Source organism: Streptomyces pseudovenezuelae, assembly GCF_001513955.1.
Classification (GTDB): domain Bacteria; phylum Actinomycetota; class Actinomycetes; order Streptomycetales; family Streptomycetaceae; genus Streptomyces; species Streptomyces pseudovenezuelae.
Genome location: NZ_KQ948144.1, coordinates 1172222 through 1190059 on the forward strand (window position 1 = coordinate 1172222; position 17838 = coordinate 1190059).

Below are 17838 nucleotides of genomic sequence, written 5' to 3' on the forward strand. Positions count from 1 at the left end.
GAAAGAGCACAGGCACGATGACGGTTCCCCTCCCGACCGCCTCGACGCGGTGGCGCTGCACCCTCTGCGGCAACCTCACGCGCTTCGACGTGACCCGCTCGTCGAAGGTCGTCGAGTACGTCCATCTCGACCTGGCGGGAGACCCGAAGGTCGAGGAGCGCGAGGTGGTCAGTGAGACCATCGAGTCGGTGCGCTGCCGCTGGTGCAACGCCGTGGACCAGGTGGAACTCGTGGACAGGCCGGGCGCCGGTTCCTGACCGGGCCGGCCCCGCACAGTGATGGGGTGTGAGGGATGGTGGAGACACAAGGCGGGGAGCCGGGCGACGGCGCCGCCGAGGTGCTCGACCGTCCGCTGCCCGACGGTGTGCGGCGCAGGGTCGTGCACATCGTCTCCGAGGGGTTCGGCGGGCTGACCGTCGGCGAACTGCCCGCGCAGCTGAGGCAGTACGCGCGCTTCGCGCCGAACCGGCGGGCCAAGTTCGCGGGCAACGCGATGGCGGCCGCGCTGGAGACCGATCCGCTGTTCCGTCAGCGCATCGGGGAGAAGTTCAGAGAGGCCCAGCCGGAGCTGGCCGGCGCCCTCGACTCCGGTTCCCCGCCCCCGGCCGCGGATCCGCTCGATGTGGCGGCCGCGGCCTATGTTCTGCGTCCCACCGGCTGGGTCAAGCTGGTCACCGCGGCCGGCGAGGAGGCCCAGCGCGCCGACGCCGAGCGGGCCGACGAGGAGAGCCGCGCCGAGCTGGAGCGGCTGCGCGAGGAACTCGCGGCCGCCCGTGGCCAGACGCGCGCCGAGACCGAGCGGCTGCGCACCGAGCTGGAGTCCGCCAAGAAGGAAGCCGAATCGCTTCACCGGAAGCTGCGCGCGGCACTCAGTGACGTCAAGCGCGGTGAGGCGGCCCTGCGCAAGCTGCGGGCCGAGACGGAGACCGTACGCGCGGAGGGTCACGCCCAGGTGTCCGCCGCCGAGAGCGAGTCCCGGCGCCTGAAGGCACGCCTGGGGGAGGCTGAGGCCGCTCTGGAGGCCACGCGCAGAGCGGCACGGGAGGGGCGCAGTGTCGAGGACATGCGCGTGCGTCTGCTTCTGGACACCGTCCTGGACGCGGCCCAGGGGCTGCGCCGGGAACTGGCCCTGCCGCCGGTCTCCGTCCGGCCCGCCGAGACGGTGGACGCGGTCGAACCGGGCCGCATGACCCCGAAGGACATCGCCGCGCGGGCCCTGTCCGAGAACGACCCCGCCATCCTGGACCAGCTTCTCGCCCTGCCCCAGGCGCACTTGGTGGTCGACGGCTACAACGTCACCAAGACCGGCTATCCCCAGATGCCGCTGGAGAAGCAGCGCCTCAGACTGCTGGGGCAGCTCTCCCAGCTCGCCGCGCAGACCGGGGCAGAGGTGACCTGCGTCTTCGACGGGGCCGAACTCGCCGCGCCGGTGCTGCTCGCGCCGCCGCGCGGGGTGCGGGTGCTGTTCTCCAAGGCGGGTGTCACCGCCGACGAGCTGATCCGCCAGCTGGTGCGCGCCGAGCCGCCCGGGCGGCCGGTGATCGTCGCCTCGACGGATCGCGAGGTCGCCGACGGCATCGCCAAGGCGGGCGCGCGGCCGGTCGCATCTGCGGTGCTTCTCAAGCGCCTGTCCTAAACATCAAAGTCCAGGTTTAATGCCCGAATTGGCCGTATCATCACGCAACGTAGCGTCAAGCCCGCCTCACTGCATGTGAGTTATGTGCAAAGAATGCACGCTGTGACGAGATTTTGCTCCTGAGGATTTGAACTGATCACGGGAAGGTCACTAGGGTCTGGGCTCGAACCTCCGAGCGGGTGATCACTCAAAAGAAGGAGTTCACCTCCGTGGCGTCCCACCGTCGACCCAAGCAGCCGAGCCGTACGCGCGTGACCGTGCTCACGACCGCAGCGGCTGCCGCCGTGGCCCTCAGTGCCAATGCCGCCAATGCCGCGCCGAGCGAGAAGCCGAGCAAGGACGAGGTCAAGGCGAAGGTCGACGCCCTGTACGAGCAGGCCGAGCAGGCCACCGAGAAGCTCAACGGGGCCAAGGAGAAGCAGGAGAAGCTCCAGAAGGAGATCTCCACCATCCAGGACAACGTGGCCCGCGGCCAGGACGACCTGAACGAACTCCGTGACTCCATGGGCATGGCGGCCGCCGCGCAGTACCGCACCGGCTCCATCGACTCCTCGCTCCAGCTCTTCCTGTCGTCGAACCCGGACGACTACCTGGACAAGGCGTCCACCGCCGACCAGCTCAGCTCCCAGCAGGTCGAGGCGCTGAAGAAGATCCAGGAGAAGCAGCGCGAGCTGGCCCAGGACCGGGCCGAGGCCTCCGAGAAGCTCAAGGACCTCGCGAGCACCCGCACCGAACTGGCCAAGCAGAAGAAGTCCGTTCAGGGCAAGCTCGCCGAGGCGCAGAAGCTCCTCAACTCGCTGACCGCCGCCGAGAAGGCCGCCCTCGCCGCCGCCGACGCCCGCGCCAGCCGCTCCGCCAGCGAGCGCGTGGACCTCGGTGACGCCCCCGCGTCCTCCGCCCGGGCCCAGGCGGCCTTCAGCGCCGCCCAGACCCAGCTCGGCAAGCCGTACGTCTACGGCGCCACCGGCACCGCCTCCTACGACTGCTCGGGCCTGACCTCCTGGGCCTACGCGCAGGCCGGCATCACCATCCCGCGCACCTCGCAGGCCCAGGCCAACGCCGGCACCCGCATCTACAGCATGAGCGACCTCAAGGTCGGCGATCTGGTCATCTTCTACGGCGACCTGCACCATGTCGCCCTGTACGCGGGCAACGGCCAGGTCATCCACGCCCCGCGCACCGGCACGGTCGTGCGCTACGAGTCGATCAACAACATGCCGTTCCAGTTCGGCGTGCGGATCTGAGACCCGCGGCCGTTCAAGATCGCGACGACTCACCCCCCGTTCGGGCGAATCGCGACAACTTCATCTGACCCCACGCCCCGCCCATGACCTGCGTCTGAGGCGGGGCGTCACTTTGTGTACCCGCTGAGGTCTTTGGCCGGGTCCCGTTCCCGGGGCTACTGTCTGCCGCGTTCTCGTCCGCCAAGGGAAGGAGCGCGGCCTCCGTGGGGTCCCATCGCCGCCTTGTCCAGACGTCCGGGTTCAACCGGGGCGCCGGTACCGCCCTGTGCGTGCTGTCCGCGGCGGCCGCCGCGCTCGGCGCCGTACCGGCCGCCGCCGCTCCGACCGACGACACCAGGGCCGAGGTGGACCGCCTCTACGAGCAGGCCGAGCAGGCCACCGAGGCCTACAACAAGGCCGACGAGCGCGCCGACTCGCTGCGTGAGGACGTCAGCACCGCTCAGGACGCGATCGCCCGGCAGCAGGAGCGCATCAACTCCATGCGGGAGGCGCTCGGTTCCCTGGCCGGGGCGCAGTACCGCTCCGGCGGCCTCGACCCCTCCCTCGCGCTGCTGTTCTCCGACGACCCGGACGACTACCTCGACAAGGCCACCGTCCTGGACCGCGTCAACGCCCGTCAGGCGGGCGAGCTCAAGGACCTCCAGGAGGCCATGCGCGAACTCGCCCAGGAGCGCAGCGAGGCGGCCCGCAAACTCGGTGAACTGGAGAAGAGCCGCAAGGCCGTCGCCTCCCACAAGCGGACCGTCGAGAGGAAGCTCGCCCGAGCGCGCGAGCTGCTCAACTCCCTGCCGTCCGACGAGCGGGCCGCCTACGACCGGGTCTCCCGCTCCGGGCGCTCCGACCTGCCCGACCTCTCGGGGGCCGCGGCGCCCTCGGGCCGGGCCGCCGCCGCCGTGGCCGCCGCACAGTCCGCGATCGGCAAGCCGTACGTGTGGGGCGCCAACGGGCCCAACGGCTTCGACTGTTCGGGCCTGATGCAGTGGTCCTACGCCCAGGCCGGCGTCTCCCTCCCGCGCACCTCGCAGGCCCAGCGCTACGCCGGCCGCCAGGTGCCCCTCTCCCAGGCGCGGCCCGGCGACCTGGTCACCTACCGGGGCGATGCCAGCCACGTCGGCATGTACGTGGGCAACGGCCAGGTCGTGCACGCCCCCTACCCGGGGGCCCCGGTGCGCTACGACCCGGTGGGCATGATGCCGGGGGCGACGGTCACGCGCCCCTGACCGACGGCCGCGATACCCGTACGATCGGGAAACATGGCTGGTCGTAGGCGGGTGCCGAAACACGGTGTCGTGGTGCTGTGCCTGCTGCTCGTCTCGCTGGTGGCCTGCGGCGGGCGGCCGACGGCCACCGACACCGTCACGGCCGACGTGCAGCACGTGCTCGACCGGCGGGCCGCGGCCGTCCTCGACCGCGACAGGGCGGCGGTGGCCAGGACGGGCGCCGCGGGCTGGTACGAGGACGTGAGCGCGGTGCCGCTCGCCTCCTGGGCCTACAAGGTCACCGGCGTCCGCCGCGCCGGCTCCACGGTCACCGCGGACGCCGAACTCCGCTACCAGGTCCAGGGATACGACCAGGCCCCCGTCACCGTCGCCCGCGTCCTGGACCTGTCCCTGGACGCGTCCGGCCGGTGGTACGTCGTCAGGGAGCAGCCCGCCGAGAAGGCCTCGCAGCAGTTGTGGGACCAGGGCGAGGTGACCGTCGTCCGCGGACGGCACAGCATCGTCCTCGGCGTCGGCCAGTCCGGTGAGCGGCTGCATGTCTTCGCGGACCTGGCCGACCGCGCGGTGCCCACCGTGTCGGACGCCTGGGGCACCGCGTGGTCCCGGCACGTCGTCGTCCTCGTACCCAGGTCCCTGGAGGGGATGGCGGGACTGCTCGGCTCGCCGGCCTCCTCGTACCGCGGGATCGCGGCGGTCACCACCGGTGAGACGGGTGCCCCGGCGCAGGCGCCCGCGGACCGGATCATCGTCAACCCGGACGCGTACGGTCTGCTCGGCACCCTCGGCAGGCAGGTCGTGCTCACCCACGAGACCACCCATGTCGCCACCCGCGCCGACACCACCGCCGCGACACCGCTGTGGCTGTCGGAGGGGTATGCCGACTGGGTCGGGTACCGGCGCACCGGGCGCGCTCCGGCCGAGGTCGCGCCGGAGCTGGGGGAGGCGGTCGCCGCGGGCCGGGTGCCGACGGCCCTGCCGACCGACGCGGACTTCGGCTTCGACGGCAGCGCGTCCGGGCTCGCGGTGTCCTACGAGAGCGGCTGGATGGCCTGCCGGATGATCGCGGACCGGTGGGGCGAGGCGAAGCTCGGCGCGTTCTACCGGTCCGTGGGCACGCACACCAAGCGGCCGGGGGCGGTGGAGGAGGCCATGGCGAAGGTGCTCGGCACCGACCTGAAGGCCTTCACCGCCGAGTGGCAGGAGTACCTGCGCGCTCAGCTCGGCTGATCCAGCAGCCCGACGGCCTCCGCCAGCCACGCCCGCTCGGCCCGGCCCGTGGCCCGCGCCACCCGCAGCATGCCCTGCCGGAACAGGTCGTCCGTGTCCTCCGCGCCCACGGGTTCGCCGCCGTCGTAGAAGAAGCTCGTCGGTGTCTCCAGGAACTCCAGCCGCCGCCGCAGCACGGCCGCCTGCTCGCGCCGGTCCGGCAGGTGCCGGAGGAACGCGAGGACGGTGTTGAAGCGGACCTGGTCGCTGATCTCGCCCTGCTTGGGATGCCGTAGCCGCTCCAGGAGGTCCTCGCGGCCCTTCTCGGTGAGGGACAGCGTCCGGCGCGGCGCTGCGCTCGTCCCCGGCTCCGCCCGCTCGTCGAGCAGGCCCGCCGCGACGAGCCGGGTGATCGCCGGGTAGAGCGCCCCGTCGCTGACCGGGCGGACATGGCCGGTCAGCGCCTTGATGCGCTCCTTGAGCTCGTAGCCGTGCAGCGGCTCCTCGGCGAGGAAGCCGAGGATCGACAGCTCCAGCACTGCATTCCTCCTTGCGGGGGTCGTGGCGCCATGCTACCTCTTATCGAGCTACCTCGATTAGAGGTAGATCTTATCGAGGTAGCTCGTATCGAGGGGGATCCGATCGGTGAACAGCCATCGCAAGCAGCTCGTCGCACTCGCCCACCCCGTCTACCTCGGCCTGCTGGCCTCCGTCGCCGCGGGGATCATCAACACCGTGTGGGTCTCCCGGCTCGGCGGCTCCGCCGTGGCCGCCGTGGCCGTGGCGACCAACAGCGAGAACGTGCTGCTCGGTGTCGCGCTCGTCTTCGGCTCCGGTACGACCGTGCTGGTGGCGCACGCCCGGGGCGCGCGGGACCCCGGCGGGGTGCGGGCGGCCGTGCGCGGCGGCGTGGCACTGTGGGCGCTGGTCACGCCGGTGGCCGCGGTGGGCGGCTTCCTGCTCCGCGAGCCGCTGGCCCGGCTGGTGCTCGACGGCGGCCCGGCCGTGTCCCTGGCCACCGCCTACTTCGCGGTCTCCCTGCCCGGCATCACCGTCTTCTTCGCCCAGCAGCTCGTCGACGGCATCCTCAAGGGCGCGGGAGACACCCGGACGCCCATGCGGCTCGCCCTCCTCGCGAACGGCCTGATCCTCGTCTGCGACCCCTTCCTGACCCAGGCGTACGGCGTCCGGGGCGCCGCCGCCTCGACCGTGCTGTGCCGGGCGGTGGCCCTCGGGACGGGGCTGGTCGTCCTGCGCCGGAACGCGCTGCTGCGGTCCTGCGCGGGGGCTCCGGCCGGTGTCTCCCCGCGCGGCACCCTGCGCACCGGGCTGCCCATGGCCGCCGACTTCACCGTGCGGCAGGGCGGTGCGCTCGTCCTCGTCGCGATCGTGGCGCGGCTCGGGGTGACGGCGGTGGCCGCGTACGCCATCGCCTACAAGGTCATGTACGTGGCGACGATGGCCTTCTACGCGGTGCGGCAGGCCGCCTCGATCCACACCGCGCAGCTGCGGGGCGCCGGGCGGGACGCGCGACGGGCGGTCGGACGGGAGGCGGTGCTGGTCTCCGGGGCGGTCGGGCTCGCGGCGGCGGTGCTGCTTCTCGTGACCGCCCCCTGGATCATGGCCGCCTTCGGCGCGGGGCCCGAAGTCGCCCACGACGGCGTGCTGTTCCTGCGCTGTGTTGGGCCCTACCTGCTGCTGATGGCCTGCTTCATCGCGCTCGGCGGGGTCTTCGAGGGCAGTGGGGGAGCGCCGGCACTGCTCAAGGTGACGCTGCTCGGCACGGCGGTCCAGCTGGCCCTGGCGTACGCCTGCACCGGCCTGGGCCTGCCCGGCGTGTGCCTGGCCCTCGCGCTGGCCATGGCCCTGCAGTGCGGGATCGCCGTGCTCCTGTTGCGACGGGCGGGTGCCCGGGGTCAGGGAGAGGGCGAGGTCTCGCGGGCCGGGGTGGTGGTCTGATCCGGGGCCGGGGGCGGTGGGGTCCGCTCCGGGACCGTCGCCCGCCACAGTTCGCGCATGCCGACGACCGTGGCCAGGACCAGCAGGCCGTTGCGCACCAGCAGGAGGGTGATGCCGAGCGGGGTGCTGCCCACCACGTCGGCGAACCAGATCGGGAACTCCAGGACCGTCACGAAGCACGCCACCAGCACCAGGACGGCCGTGACGCCCATGCGGCTGGCGCGGAAGCACAGACAGGCCGCCGCGAGACCGACGAGCCACACCATGTACTGCGGGCTGATCACCCGGCTGGTGGTGGTGAACATCAGCACCGCCACGAGCGCCGCGTCCGCCGCCGTGTGCGCCTCGAACCGGGTCGCCGTCAGCCGCCACAGCAGCAGCAGTCCGAAGGCCATGCCGGTCAGCACGAGCGCGGCCGTGCTGACGGCGGTCACCCAGGGGCCCAGGAACTCGACCGAGCCGTAGTTGAGCAGGACCGAGCCGTCCCAGCCGTGGTGGCGGGCGATGTGGAAGACCAGGGAGCCCAGCGACTCCACCTCGGTGCCCCGCTCCCGCTGGAAGGTCAGAAACGCGAAGGCGCCGGGCATCGCCACGGCGAACAGCCCGGCCACCGCGACGACCGTCGCCACCGCCGAGGCCCAGACGCTCCGCCTGCGGATCCCGACCAGGATCAGCGCCGGCCACACCTTCAGCAGCGCGCCGAAGCCCACCAGTGCCCCCGCCGCCTTCGGATGCCGGGCGGCCGCGAGCACCGCCGCCACCGCCACGGCGGTCACCATCACGTCGTAGCGGGAGTAGACGGTCGGGCCGAGCAGCGGTACGCCCACCACCCACACCCAGGCCCCCCGCAGCCGCCGCCCGTCCCGCAGGCCCACGTACAGCAGCAGGAGGAGGACGACCAGGTCGGCGGCGAAGGCCAGGACGAAGAAGGCCTGGGTGTACTCCAGGAAGGGCAGCAGGGCGGGCGAGAGGATCGCGAGGGCCGCGGCCGGCGGATACTGCCAGGTCACGTCCTGCTGCGGGAACGTTCCGGTGCGCAGGACGTCGTACCAGCCCTGGTAGATGACCGACACGTCGCTCGTGACGTCCGGGCCCGGGAAGACGTACACCCCGAAGACCCACAGCAGGAGCAGCAGCCTGGTCACGCCCCAGGTCAGCAGCAGTCCCGTCAGGGACCACCGCACGGCCTTCGTCTCCACGTGATCCCCTGCCGTCCTCGTGCGTCCTTGAGGAGAACATGATGTCCCGCTCTCCTGTGAGGGTGCCATAAACGTGGCCGCGCCCGGCTGTGAGCAGCCGGTTCGGTAGGGTCTGCGGCGATGCACAAGACCCTGATCGTGACGAACGACTTCCCGCCCCGCCCCGGTGGTATCCAGGCGTTCCTGCACAACATGGCCCTGCGGCTCGACCCCGAGCGCCTGGTCGTCTACGCCTCCACCTGGAAGCGGAGCCGGGAGGGCGTCGAGGCGACCGCCGCCTTCGACGCCGAGCAGCCCTTCACCGTCGTACGGGACTCCACGACCATGCTGCTGCCGACGCCCGCGGCGACCCGGAGGGCCGTCGGGCTGCTGCGGGAGCACGGCTGTACGTCGGTGTGGTTCGGGGCGGCCGCGCCGCTCGGGCTGATGGCGCCCGCGCTCAGGAGGGCCGGGGCCCGGCGGCTGGTGGCCACGACCCACGGACATGAGGCGGGGTGGGCCCAACTTCCCGCCGCGCGGCAGCTGTTGGGGCGGATCGGGGAATCGACGGACACGATCACCTACCTCGGCGAGTACACGCGGTCGCGGATCGCCGATGCGCTGAGCCCGCAGGCGGCCGCCCGGATGGTGCAGCTGCCGCCGGGGGTCGACGAGAAGACCTTCCATCCCGGGTCGGGCGGCGACGCCGTGCGGGCGCGGCTGGGGCTGACGGACCGGCCGGTGGTCGTGTGCGTGTCCCGGCTCGTGCCGCGCAAGGGGCAGGACACGCTGATCCTCGCCATGCCGCGGATTCTCGCCGAGGAGCCCGAGGCGGTACTGCTGATCGTCGGCGGCGGGCCCTACGAGAAGGAGCTGCGCAGGCTCGCCCACGAGACCGGGGTCGCCGGCTCGGTCCGCTTCACCGGGGCGGTGCCGTGGGCGGAGCTGCCCGCGCACTACGGCGCCGGGGACGTCTTCGCGATGCCGTGCCGCACCCGCCGGGGCGGGCTCGACGTGGAGGGGCTGGGGATCGTCTACCTGGAGGCCTCGGCCACCGGACTGCCCGTCGTCGCCGGGGACTCGGGCGGGGCCCCCGACGCCGTGCTCGACGGCGAGACCGGCTGGGTGGTGCGGGGCGGTTCCCCCGAGGAGGCCGCCGAGCGGATCACCGTCCTGCTCGCCGACGCGGAACTGCGGAGGCGCATGGGGGAGCGGGGACGTGAGTGGGTCGAGGAGAAGTGGCGCTGGGATTTGTTGGCGGAGAAGTTGAAGACGCTGCTCTAGCCGGAGGCGGATAATCCGCCGATGCTGCGCGCATGACAGCAAAACTGATACAGCGTCAGCTGACTAGACGTCAGATCCTTGGTATGGCCGCCCTCCAGACGGCGGCCACTCTCGGCTTCACGCGTGTCGGGCTCCAGTCGGCCCGCGCGGACGAGCCCGCCGCGGTCGAGTCCGCGCCCGCCATCGTCGTCGGCTCCGGCTACGGCGCCTCCGTCGCCGCCCTCCGCCTCGGCCAGGCCGGCATCCGCACCCTCGTCCTCGAGATGGGCCGGCTCTGGAACACCGCCGGTTCCGACGGAAAGGTCTTCTGCAACACCGCCAACCCCGACCAGCGCTCCATGTGGTTCCGCACCCGCACCGAGGCCCCGCTGGCCACCTTCCTGTGGCTGGACGTCGTCAACAAGGACATCAGCCTCTACCCGGGCGTCCTGGACCGGGTCCGCTTCTCCGACATGTCCGTCTTCGTGGGCCGCGGGGTCGGCGGCGGCTCCCTCGTCAACGGCTCGATGGCGGTCACCCCGCTCCAGTCCTACTTCGCCGAGCAGTTCCCGACCGTCGACACCGCGGAGATGTACGGCACGTACTTCCCCCGCGCCCGCGCCATGCTCGGCGTCAGCACGATCGACCCGGCCTGGTTCGAGTCGACCGAGTGGTACCGGTTCAGCCGCGTCTCCCGCAAGCACGCCCAGAACACCGGCCTGAAGACCACCTTCGTGCCCAGCGTCTACGACTTCGGCTACATGCAGCGCGAGGCCGCGGGCACCGCCACCAAGTCAGCCCTCGGCCAGGAGGTCATCTACGGCAACAACTTCGGCAAGAAGAGCCTCGACAAGACGTATCTGGCGTCCGCGCTCGGCACCGGCAACGTCACCATCCACACCCTGGAGAAGGTCACCGGGATCAGCCGGGCGAGCGACGGCACCTGGGTGCTGAGCGCCGAGCGCATCGACTACAGCGGAGCGGTCGTCGAGACCAAGCAGTACGGCTGCACCTATCTGTTCCTCGGCGGCGGCAGCCTCGGCACGAGTGAACTCCTGCTGCGGTCACGGCAGTCGGGCACGCTCCCGGCGCTGGACGCGAGCGTCGGGGCGGGCTGGGGGCCCAACGGCAACACGATGCTCGGCCGGGCCAACCACCTGTGGGACACCGTCGGCGCCAACCAGTCGACCATGCCGGTCATGGGCATCGACGACTGGGCCAACGCCGACAACCCGGTCTTCGCCGAGATCGCGCCCCTGCCCACCGGACTCGAACACTGGGTGAGCCTGTACCTGGCCATCACCAAGAACCCGCAGCGCGCCAGGTTCTCGTACGGCAGCGGGGGACTGAGCCTCGACTGGAGCGCCGCCCAGAGCGCGGTCTCCTCCGGCATGGCCAAGAAGCTCTTCGACCGGATCAACTCCGCCAACTCGACCATCTACCGGTACGACCTCTTCGGCACCCCGAGCCGGGTCTTCGCCGACGACTTCACCTACCACCCGCTCGGCGGCTGCGTACTGGGCAAGGCCACCGACAACTACGGCCGGGTGAAGGGCTATTCGAGGCTGTACGTCACCGACGGCTCGCTGGTCCCGGGCAACATCGGGGTCAACCCGTTCGTCACCATCACCGCGCTCGCCGAACGCACGATGGCGCGGGTCCTCGTGGAGGACACCGCGCCATAGGTCTCGTACGGGTGACTACTTCGCGTAGATCGCCTCGATCTCGTCCGCGTAGTCCTTCGCCACCACGTTCCGCTTGAGCTTCAGGGACGGCGTGAGGTGGCCCGTCTCCTCCGTGAACTGGGAGGACAGAATGCGGAACTTCCGCACCGATTCCGCCTTCGACACCGCGGCGTTGCCGTCGTCGATCGCGGCCTGGATCGCCGCGTTCAGGTCCGCGTCCCCGGCCAGCGACGCCGCGGTGGAACCCGCCGGCTTGCCGTGCTCCTCGGCCCAGCGGCCCAGGAACTCCTCGTCGACGGTGATCAGCGCGCCCACGAAGGGCCGCCCGTCGCCCACCACCATGCACTCCGCGACCAGCGCGTGCGCCCGGATGCGGTCCTCGATCACGGCCGGGGCGACGTTCTTGCCGCCCGCGGTGACGATGATCTCCTTCTTGCGGCCGGTGATCCTGAGGTAGCCGTCCTCGTCGAGGGTGCCGATGTCACCGGTGTGGAACCAGCCGTCGGTGAGCGCCTCGGCGGTCGCGGCCTCGTTGTTCCAGTAGCCCTTGAACAGGTGCTCGCCGTGCAGCAGCACCTCGCCGTCGTCCGCGATCCGGATCACCGAGCCCGGCAGCGGCTGCCCGACCGTGCCGATCTTCGTGCGGTCCCAGGGGTTGAAGGCGGTCGCCGCGCACGACTCGGTCAGGCCGTAGCCCTCCAGGACCGTGAAGCCGATACCGCGGAAGAAGTGGCCCAGGCGCTCGCCGAGCGGGGCACCGCCCGAGATGGCGTACTCGCCGCGGCCGCCCAGCACGGCCCGCAGCTTGCTGTAGACGAGCTTGTCGAAGGTCTTGTACTTGATCTTCAGACCGAGCGACGGGCCCGACGGGGTGTCCAGGGCCTTGCTGTAGGCGATCGCCGTGTCGGCGGCCTTGTCGAAGATCTTGCCCTTGCCGTCGGCCTGCGCCTTGGCGCGCGCCGAGTTGTAGACCTTCTCGAAGACGCGCGGGACGCCGAGGATCAGCGTCGGCCGGAAGGACGCCAGTTCGTCGGTGAGCTGCTTGATGTCCGGGACCATGCCCAGCTTGATCGGCGCCATCATCGGCGCGATCTGCACCAGCCGGCCGAAGACGTGCGCGAGCGGCAGGAAGAGCAGGACCGAGCACTCGCCGGTGCGGAACAGCGGGCGCAGCCGCTCCACGATGTTGCCGCACTCCGCGAAGAAGCTGCGGTGGGTCAGCACACAGCCCTTGGGGCGGCCGGTGGTGCCGGAGGTGTAGACGATGGTCGCCGGGTCGTCGGCCTTCGCCAGCGAGCTGCGCTCCTCGACGGCCGCGTCGCTGATGTCCTTGCCGGCGCGGCCCAGCTCCTCGATCCCACCGCCCTCGATCTGCCACACGTGCTTGAGCGCGGGCAGCTGCTCGCGCACCGACTCCACGGCCGCGCTGTGACCGTCCAGCTCCACGACGCAGGCGGTGGCGCCCGAGTCGCTGAGAATCCACTGGATCTGCTCCGCCGAGCTGGTCTCGTACACCGGCACGGTGACCGCGCCCGCGCTCCAGATCGCGAAGTCGAGCAGTGTCCACTCGTAGCGGGTACGCGACATCAGACCGACCCGGTCGCCCGGCTGGACGCCGGAGGCGATGAGCCCCTTGGCGGCGGCGTGCACCTCGGCGAGGAACGCCGTGGCCGTCACGTCCTGCCACTGTCCGCCCACCTTGCGGGCGATGACGGCGACGTCGGGATGCTGCGCGGCGTTTCTACGGACGATGTCGGTGAGATTGCCGTCCGCAGGGACCTCGTACAAAGCCGGAAGGCTGAACTCGCGCAAGACTGCTGCTCCTCATAGGGCGCCGGCGCCACGACGTTGTGTGATGCGACGGTCGGTCCAAGGCTCGGGCAGGTGCTCAGGGATTCAGTAATTGAATGCTGAGCACGACTGGACTGCCCGGACGTTACCCGCCGGTATGGCTTCTTCGACAGGGGGTCCCGGCGAGATGTTCGCTGCGTCACACGGATTGGGGTTCCCCGGCACAGTAGTCCACCTGCTTGCCGACTGGCCAGTAACCGCAGGCCCGGTCGGCACTGTTCACGTATGCCCCACAGGCCTACCCTTGATCGTCATGGCACCCACACCGGCCGGAAACCGGAAGACACGCGTACATGTGGTCAGCGACGTGCACGGCAACGCCCGTGACCTGGCCAGAGCCGGCGAGGGTGCCGATGCCCTGATCTGCCTGGGCGATCTGGTGCTGTTCCTGGACTACGCCGACCACTCGCGCGGCATCTTCCCCGACCTGTTCGGGGTGGAGAACGCGGACCGCATCGTGGAGCTGCGCACCGCCCGCCGTTTCGAGGAGGCGCGCGAGCTCGGCGCCCGGCTGTGGGGCGGGATCGGCGCCGACCGGGGCTCGGTGATCGAGACGGCGGTGCGCAAGCAGTACGCCGAGATGTTCGCCGCCTTCCCGACACCGACGTACGCGACCTACGGCAATGTCGACATGCCGCCGCTGTGGCCGGAGTACGCCGGACCCGGCACGACCGTGCTCGACGGCGAGCGGGTGGAGATCGGCGGCTGGACGTTCGGCTTCGTCGGCGGCGGTCTGCGGACCCCGATGCGGACGCCGTACGAGATCAGCGACGAGGAGTACGCGGCCAAGATCGAGGCCGTCGGCGAGGTGGACGTGCTGTGCACCCACATCCCGCCGGAGGTGCCGGAGCTGGTCTACGACACGGTGGCGCGGCGGTTCGAGCGGGGGAGCCGGGCGCTGCTGGCCGCGATCCGCCGCACCCGGCCCCGCTACTCGCTGTTCGGTCATGTCCACCAGCCCCTGGTCCGGCGGATGCGGATCGGGGCGACCGAGTGCGTGAACGTGGGGCACTTCGCCGGGAGCGGCAAGCCGTGGGCGCTGGAATGGTGACTCCGTCCGCGCGGTAGCCTTCACGCTGCACAGACGTGCGTACCACCCTTCCTCACCGGACCTTATCTGGAGGAGCCACGGCGATGGCGGAACACACCAGTTCGAGCATCACGATCGAAGCTGAGCCGGCCGACGTCATGGCCGTGATCGCCGACTTCGCCCGCTACCCGGACTGGACGGGCGAGGTGAAGCAGGCGGAGGTGCTCTCCACGGACGCGTCCGGCCGTGCCGAGCAGGTCCGGCTGGTCATGGACGCGGGCGCCATCAAGGACGACCAGGTCCTCGGCTACACCTGGACCGGCGCCAACGAGGTCTCCTGGACGCTGGTCAAGTCCCAGATGCTGCGGCAGCTGGACGGCTCGTACGTGCTGAAGCCGGCGGGAGCGGGGGCGACGGAGGTCACCTACCTGCTGACCGTCGACGTCAAGATCCCGATGCTCGGCATGATCAAGCGCAAGGCGGAGAAGGTCATCATCGACCGCGCGCTGGCGGGGTTGAAGAAGCGGGTCGAGTCCGGGCAGTAGAGGTCGCGTTTTCGGGTGCGGGTCCGTCGTGGCTGGTCGCGCAGTTCCCCGCGCCCCTAAAAGCGGTGGGTACAGCCAGGCAGGCCCTGACTGCACCCACTCAGGGGCGCGGGGAACTGCGCGACCAGCCCCCACCGGCCTCCAGCCAGACTGAACCGCCGCGTCCGTTACGGTTCACCCCTATGCGCACCATCCTGATCACGGGCCCCGGCGGCAGTGGCCGTACGACCACCGCCGCCGCCACCGCGCTCGCCGCCGCCCGCGACGGAATCCGCACCCTTGTGCTGAGCGCCGACCGGACGGACACCCTGGGCACGGTCCTCGGTGCGAGAACCGGCCCCACCCCCACCCAGGTCACCCCCACCCTCACCGCCTGGCGTCCCGACGCCACCGCCGGTTTCCGGGACGACCTCGCCGCCTTCCAGGACCGTGCCTCCCGGGTGCTCGACCTGCTCGGCGCCTCCCGGCTCGACCCCGAGGAGGTCACCCCCCTCCCCGGCGCGGAGGAACTCACCCTCCTGCGCGCCCTGCGCGACGCGGCCCTCTCCGAGCGGCATGAGCTGCTGGTCGTGGATCTGCCGCCCACCGCGCAGGCCCTAGCCCTCCTCTCCCTCCCCGAGGAACTGCGCCGCTACCTGCGCCGGCTCCTGCCCGCCGAGCGGCAGGCGGCCGCCGGCCTGCGCCCCGTCCTCGGACGGCTCGCCGGCGTTCCCATGCCCTCGGAGTGGCTGTACGAGACGGCCGCCCGCTGGGACACCGAACTCGGCGCGGTCCAGGCCGTCCTCGCCGACCGGCAGGCCGTGGTGCGGCTCGTCGCCGAACCCGGCCCCGCCGGCACCGACGCGGTACGCGCCGCCGGCCTCGCCCTCGCCCTGCGCGGCCTGCGCCCCGACCTCCTGATCGCCAACCGGGTGGTACCGCAGGACTGGCCCGCGGGGCTCGTCGCCCAGCAGCGCAAGGCGCTGGAGGAATGGCAGGAGTCCTACGACGTCCGGGCCCTCCCGCATCTCGGCCACGACCCGCGCGGCGACGACGATCTCGGCGCGCTCGCCGTCCCCGAGGTCAACGACACGACCTCCACCGTCGAGTGGCCCGTCGTCGATCACCTCGCCGAGGACGGCGTGCTGGTGTGGCACATCCCGCTGCCCGGCGCCCACCGCGACGAGCTGGACCTGATCCGGCGCGGCGACGAACTCCTCGTCAGCGCGGGGCAGTTCCGCCGGATCGTCCCGCTGCCCTCGGCCCTGCGCCGCTGCACCGTCGCCGGCGCCGCCCTGCGCGAGGGCGAGCTGCGGATCCGGTTCGCGCCGGACCCGGATCTGTGGCCCCGCACCCCGTGAACCGCGTACGCCCATTCGGGTAACGTCGTAGGGACGAACCGTAGTCAGGAGTCCGTCATGAGCGAAGAGCTCCCCCCGTCCGACGCCGCTGACCGTGAGCCCGCGGACGCCGTCGACGAGGTACGGGCGACCGACGCCGACGCGTGGGCGACGGCGGCCGCCGAGGATCTCGCGGCGGAGAAGGCCCGCCGCCGCACCCAGTACGGCCCGCCCCCGGGCTCGGCCGCCGAGGAACTGCGCAAGCTGGTCGACAACGTCGCCGAGAAGTTGTCCGGTCTCCAGTCCCCGCTCCTCGGGGGCATCGCCGGACCCGCCGCCCAGCAGGTGGTCAAGCAGGTCGTCCAGCAGGCCAAGGCCGCTGTCGAGCCGGTCATCGAGCGCAACCCCGATGTCTTCGACCACCTCGCCGCCGCCGGTGGCGAACTCCTCGCCGCGTACCGCTCCGCGGTCCAGGCGCAGGAACAGCGCTGGAGCCGACGTGACGAGACCCTGCGGGACAGGGGCGAGGACCCCGGCCCCGAGCGCATCGACTTGGACTGAAACCCCCTGACGGCAGGGCCTCGGGTACGGTTGGCCGTAGCGGGGCTCGACCGAAACTGAGGGATTCATGGGACTCACCATCGGCGTCGACATCGGCGGCACGAAGATCGCGGCCGGCGTGGTCGATGAGGAAGGCAACATCCTCTCGACCCACAAGGTGCCGACCCCGGGCACGGCCGAAGGCATCGTGGACGCGATCGCCTCGGCGGTGGAGGGCGCGCGCGCCGGGCACGCGATCGTGGGCGTGGGCATCGGTGCGGCCGGATACGTCAACCGCCAGCGCTCGGAGGTCTACTTCGCCCCCAACATCCACTGGCGCAACGAGCCGCTGAAGGAGAAGGTCGAGACCCGTGTCGGCCTTCCGGTCGTCGTGGAGAACGACGCCAACGCGGCCGCGTGGGGCGAGTACAAGTTCGGCGCGGGCAAGGGCCACCGCAACGTCATCTGCATCACGCTCGGCACCGGCCTCGGCGGCGGCATCATCATCGGCAACAAGCTGCGCCGCGGCCACTTCGGTGTCGCGGCCGAGTTCGGCCACATCCGGATGGTCCCGGACGGACTCCTGTGCGGCTGCGGCTCGCAGGGCTGCTGGGAGCAGTACGCCTCCGGCCGCGCCCTGGTGAGGTACGCCAAGCAGCGCGCCAACGCCACCCCGGAGAACGCCGAGATCCTCCTCGGACTCGGCGACGGCAGCCCCGACGGCATCGAGGGCAAGCACATCTCCATGGCCGCCCGGCAGGGCGACCCGGTCGCCGTCGACTCCTACCGCGAGCTCGCCCGCTGGGCCGGCGCGGGCCTCGCCGACCTGGCCTCCCTCTTCGACCCCTCCGCCTTCATCGTCGGCGGCGGCCTGTCCGACGAGGGCGAACTGGTCCTGGACCCGATCCGCAAGTCCTACAAGCGCTGGCTGGTGGGCGGCAACTGGCGCCCGGTGGCGGACGTCATCGCCGCCCAACTGGGCAACAAGGCGGGCCTGGTGGGCGCGGCGGACCTGGCGAGAGAGCCCGACCCGATCATGTAGGGGTGGCTTTGTCCACGGAGGGGCGCGGGGCTGTACAAATGTGCGGCTCCGCCGCGCGGGCGCGACCAGCCACGACGAACCGGCAGTCGCGCACGATCCCCCCGCCCCTCCCTCTTGGGC

Annotated in this window: 16 protein-coding genes; 13 read left to right on the forward strand and 3 right to left on the reverse strand. The window is 71.5% G+C overall.

The features are described 5' to 3' along the window. The first annotated feature begins 17 nt into the window (after positions 1–17). From AQI94_RS05135 to AQI94_RS05155, 5 genes are all read left to right on the forward strand, one after another. Complete coding sequence (locus AQI94_RS05135; protein WP_007381473.1) at positions 18–257, forward strand: hypothetical protein; 240 nt, start codon at positions 18–20, stop codon at positions 255–257. 35 nt (positions 258–292) lie between these two features. Next, entirely contained in the window at positions 293–1636 is a 1344-nt protein-coding gene (locus AQI94_RS05140; protein WP_031050307.1) for an NYN domain-containing protein, read from the forward strand. Positions 1637–1845: 209 nt separating this feature from the next. Next, entirely contained in the window at positions 1846–2880 is a 1035-nt protein-coding gene (locus AQI94_RS05145) for a C40 family peptidase (RefSeq protein ID WP_031050308.1), read from the forward strand. 203 nt (positions 2881–3083) lie between these two features. Further along, positions 3084–4100 carry a C40 family peptidase gene (locus tag AQI94_RS05150; protein ID WP_031050311.1) on the forward strand — a complete coding sequence of 339 codons (1017 nt, stop codon included), beginning with the start codon at positions 3084–3086 and terminating at the stop codon, positions 4098–4100. Positions 4101–4133: 33 nt separating this feature from the next. Continuing rightward, positions 4134–5327 (forward strand): hypothetical protein, encoded by a 1194-nt coding sequence (locus tag AQI94_RS05155; RefSeq protein WP_031050313.1) that lies wholly within the window; start codon positions 4134–4136, stop codon positions 5325–5327. Here AQI94_RS05155 and AQI94_RS05160 read toward each other — a convergent pair. Continuing rightward, entirely contained in the window at positions 5315–5845 is a 531-nt protein-coding gene (locus AQI94_RS05160) for a PadR family transcriptional regulator (protein WP_031050316.1), read from the reverse strand. The two genes, AQI94_RS05155 and AQI94_RS05160, sit on opposite strands and share 13 nt — an antisense overlap. 106 nt (positions 5846–5951) lie before the next feature. On the opposite strand from AQI94_RS05160, the gene AQI94_RS05165 reads away from it, so the two are divergent. Beyond that, the gene (locus AQI94_RS05165; protein ID WP_062229601.1) at positions 5952–7265 is read left to right on the forward strand and encodes an MATE family efflux transporter; all 1314 of its coding nucleotides are present in this window, start codon (positions 5952–5954) and stop codon (positions 7263–7265) included. Here AQI94_RS05165 and AQI94_RS05170 read toward each other — a convergent pair. Beyond that, the gene (locus AQI94_RS05170) at positions 7223–8464 is read right to left on the reverse strand and encodes a glycosyltransferase 87 family protein (protein ID WP_031049758.1); all 1242 of its coding nucleotides are present in this window, start codon (positions 8462–8464) and stop codon (positions 7223–7225) included. The genes AQI94_RS05165 and AQI94_RS05170 overlap by 43 nt on opposite strands. A 120-nt stretch (positions 8465–8584) precedes the next feature. Here AQI94_RS05170 and AQI94_RS05175 point away from each other — a divergent pair, with 120 nt between their 5' ends. Together AQI94_RS05175 and AQI94_RS05180 are read left to right on the forward strand one after the other, a co-directional pair. Beyond that, the gene (locus AQI94_RS05175) at positions 8585–9727 is read left to right on the forward strand and encodes a glycosyltransferase family 4 protein (RefSeq protein ID WP_031049755.1); all 1143 of its coding nucleotides are present in this window, start codon (positions 8585–8587) and stop codon (positions 9725–9727) included. A 32-nt stretch (positions 9728–9759) separates the two neighbouring features. Next, positions 9760–11391 (forward strand): GMC oxidoreductase, encoded by a 1632-nt coding sequence (locus tag AQI94_RS05180; RefSeq protein ID WP_455712791.1) that lies wholly within the window; start codon positions 9760–9762, stop codon positions 11389–11391. Between the two features lie 15 nt (positions 11392–11406). Here the strand turns inward: AQI94_RS05180 and AQI94_RS05185 are convergent, their stop codons facing one another. Then, positions 11407–13203, reverse strand: a complete 1797-nt coding sequence (locus AQI94_RS05185; RefSeq protein ID WP_031049748.1) for an AMP-dependent synthetase/ligase — start codon at positions 13201–13203, stop codon at positions 11407–11409. Positions 13204–13495: 292 nt separating this feature from the next. Between AQI94_RS05185 and AQI94_RS05190 the strand changes: the two genes are divergently transcribed. From AQI94_RS05190 to AQI94_RS05210, 5 genes are all read left to right on the forward strand, one after another. After that, entirely contained in the window at positions 13496–14293 is a 798-nt protein-coding gene (locus tag AQI94_RS05190; protein ID WP_078902819.1) for a metallophosphoesterase family protein, read from the forward strand. A gap of 83 nt (positions 14294–14376) precedes the next feature. Further along, entirely contained in the window at positions 14377–14817 is a 441-nt protein-coding gene (locus tag AQI94_RS05195; protein ID WP_031049743.1) for an SRPBCC family protein, read from the forward strand. A 182-nt stretch (positions 14818–14999) separates the two neighbouring features. Beyond that, positions 15000–16157 (forward strand): ArsA family ATPase, encoded by a 1158-nt coding sequence (locus AQI94_RS05200; protein WP_062229602.1) that lies wholly within the window; start codon positions 15000–15002, stop codon positions 16155–16157. Positions 16158–16214: 57 nt separating this feature from the next. Further along, positions 16215–16697, forward strand: a complete 483-nt coding sequence (locus AQI94_RS05205; protein ID WP_031061940.1) for a DUF5304 family protein — start codon at positions 16215–16217, stop codon at positions 16695–16697. Positions 16698–16764: 67 nt separating this feature from the next. Continuing rightward, positions 16765–17718 (forward strand): ROK family glucokinase, encoded by a 954-nt coding sequence (locus AQI94_RS05210; RefSeq protein WP_031061936.1) that lies wholly within the window; start codon positions 16765–16767, stop codon positions 17716–17718. The last annotated feature ends 120 nt before the right edge of the window (positions 17719–17838 follow it).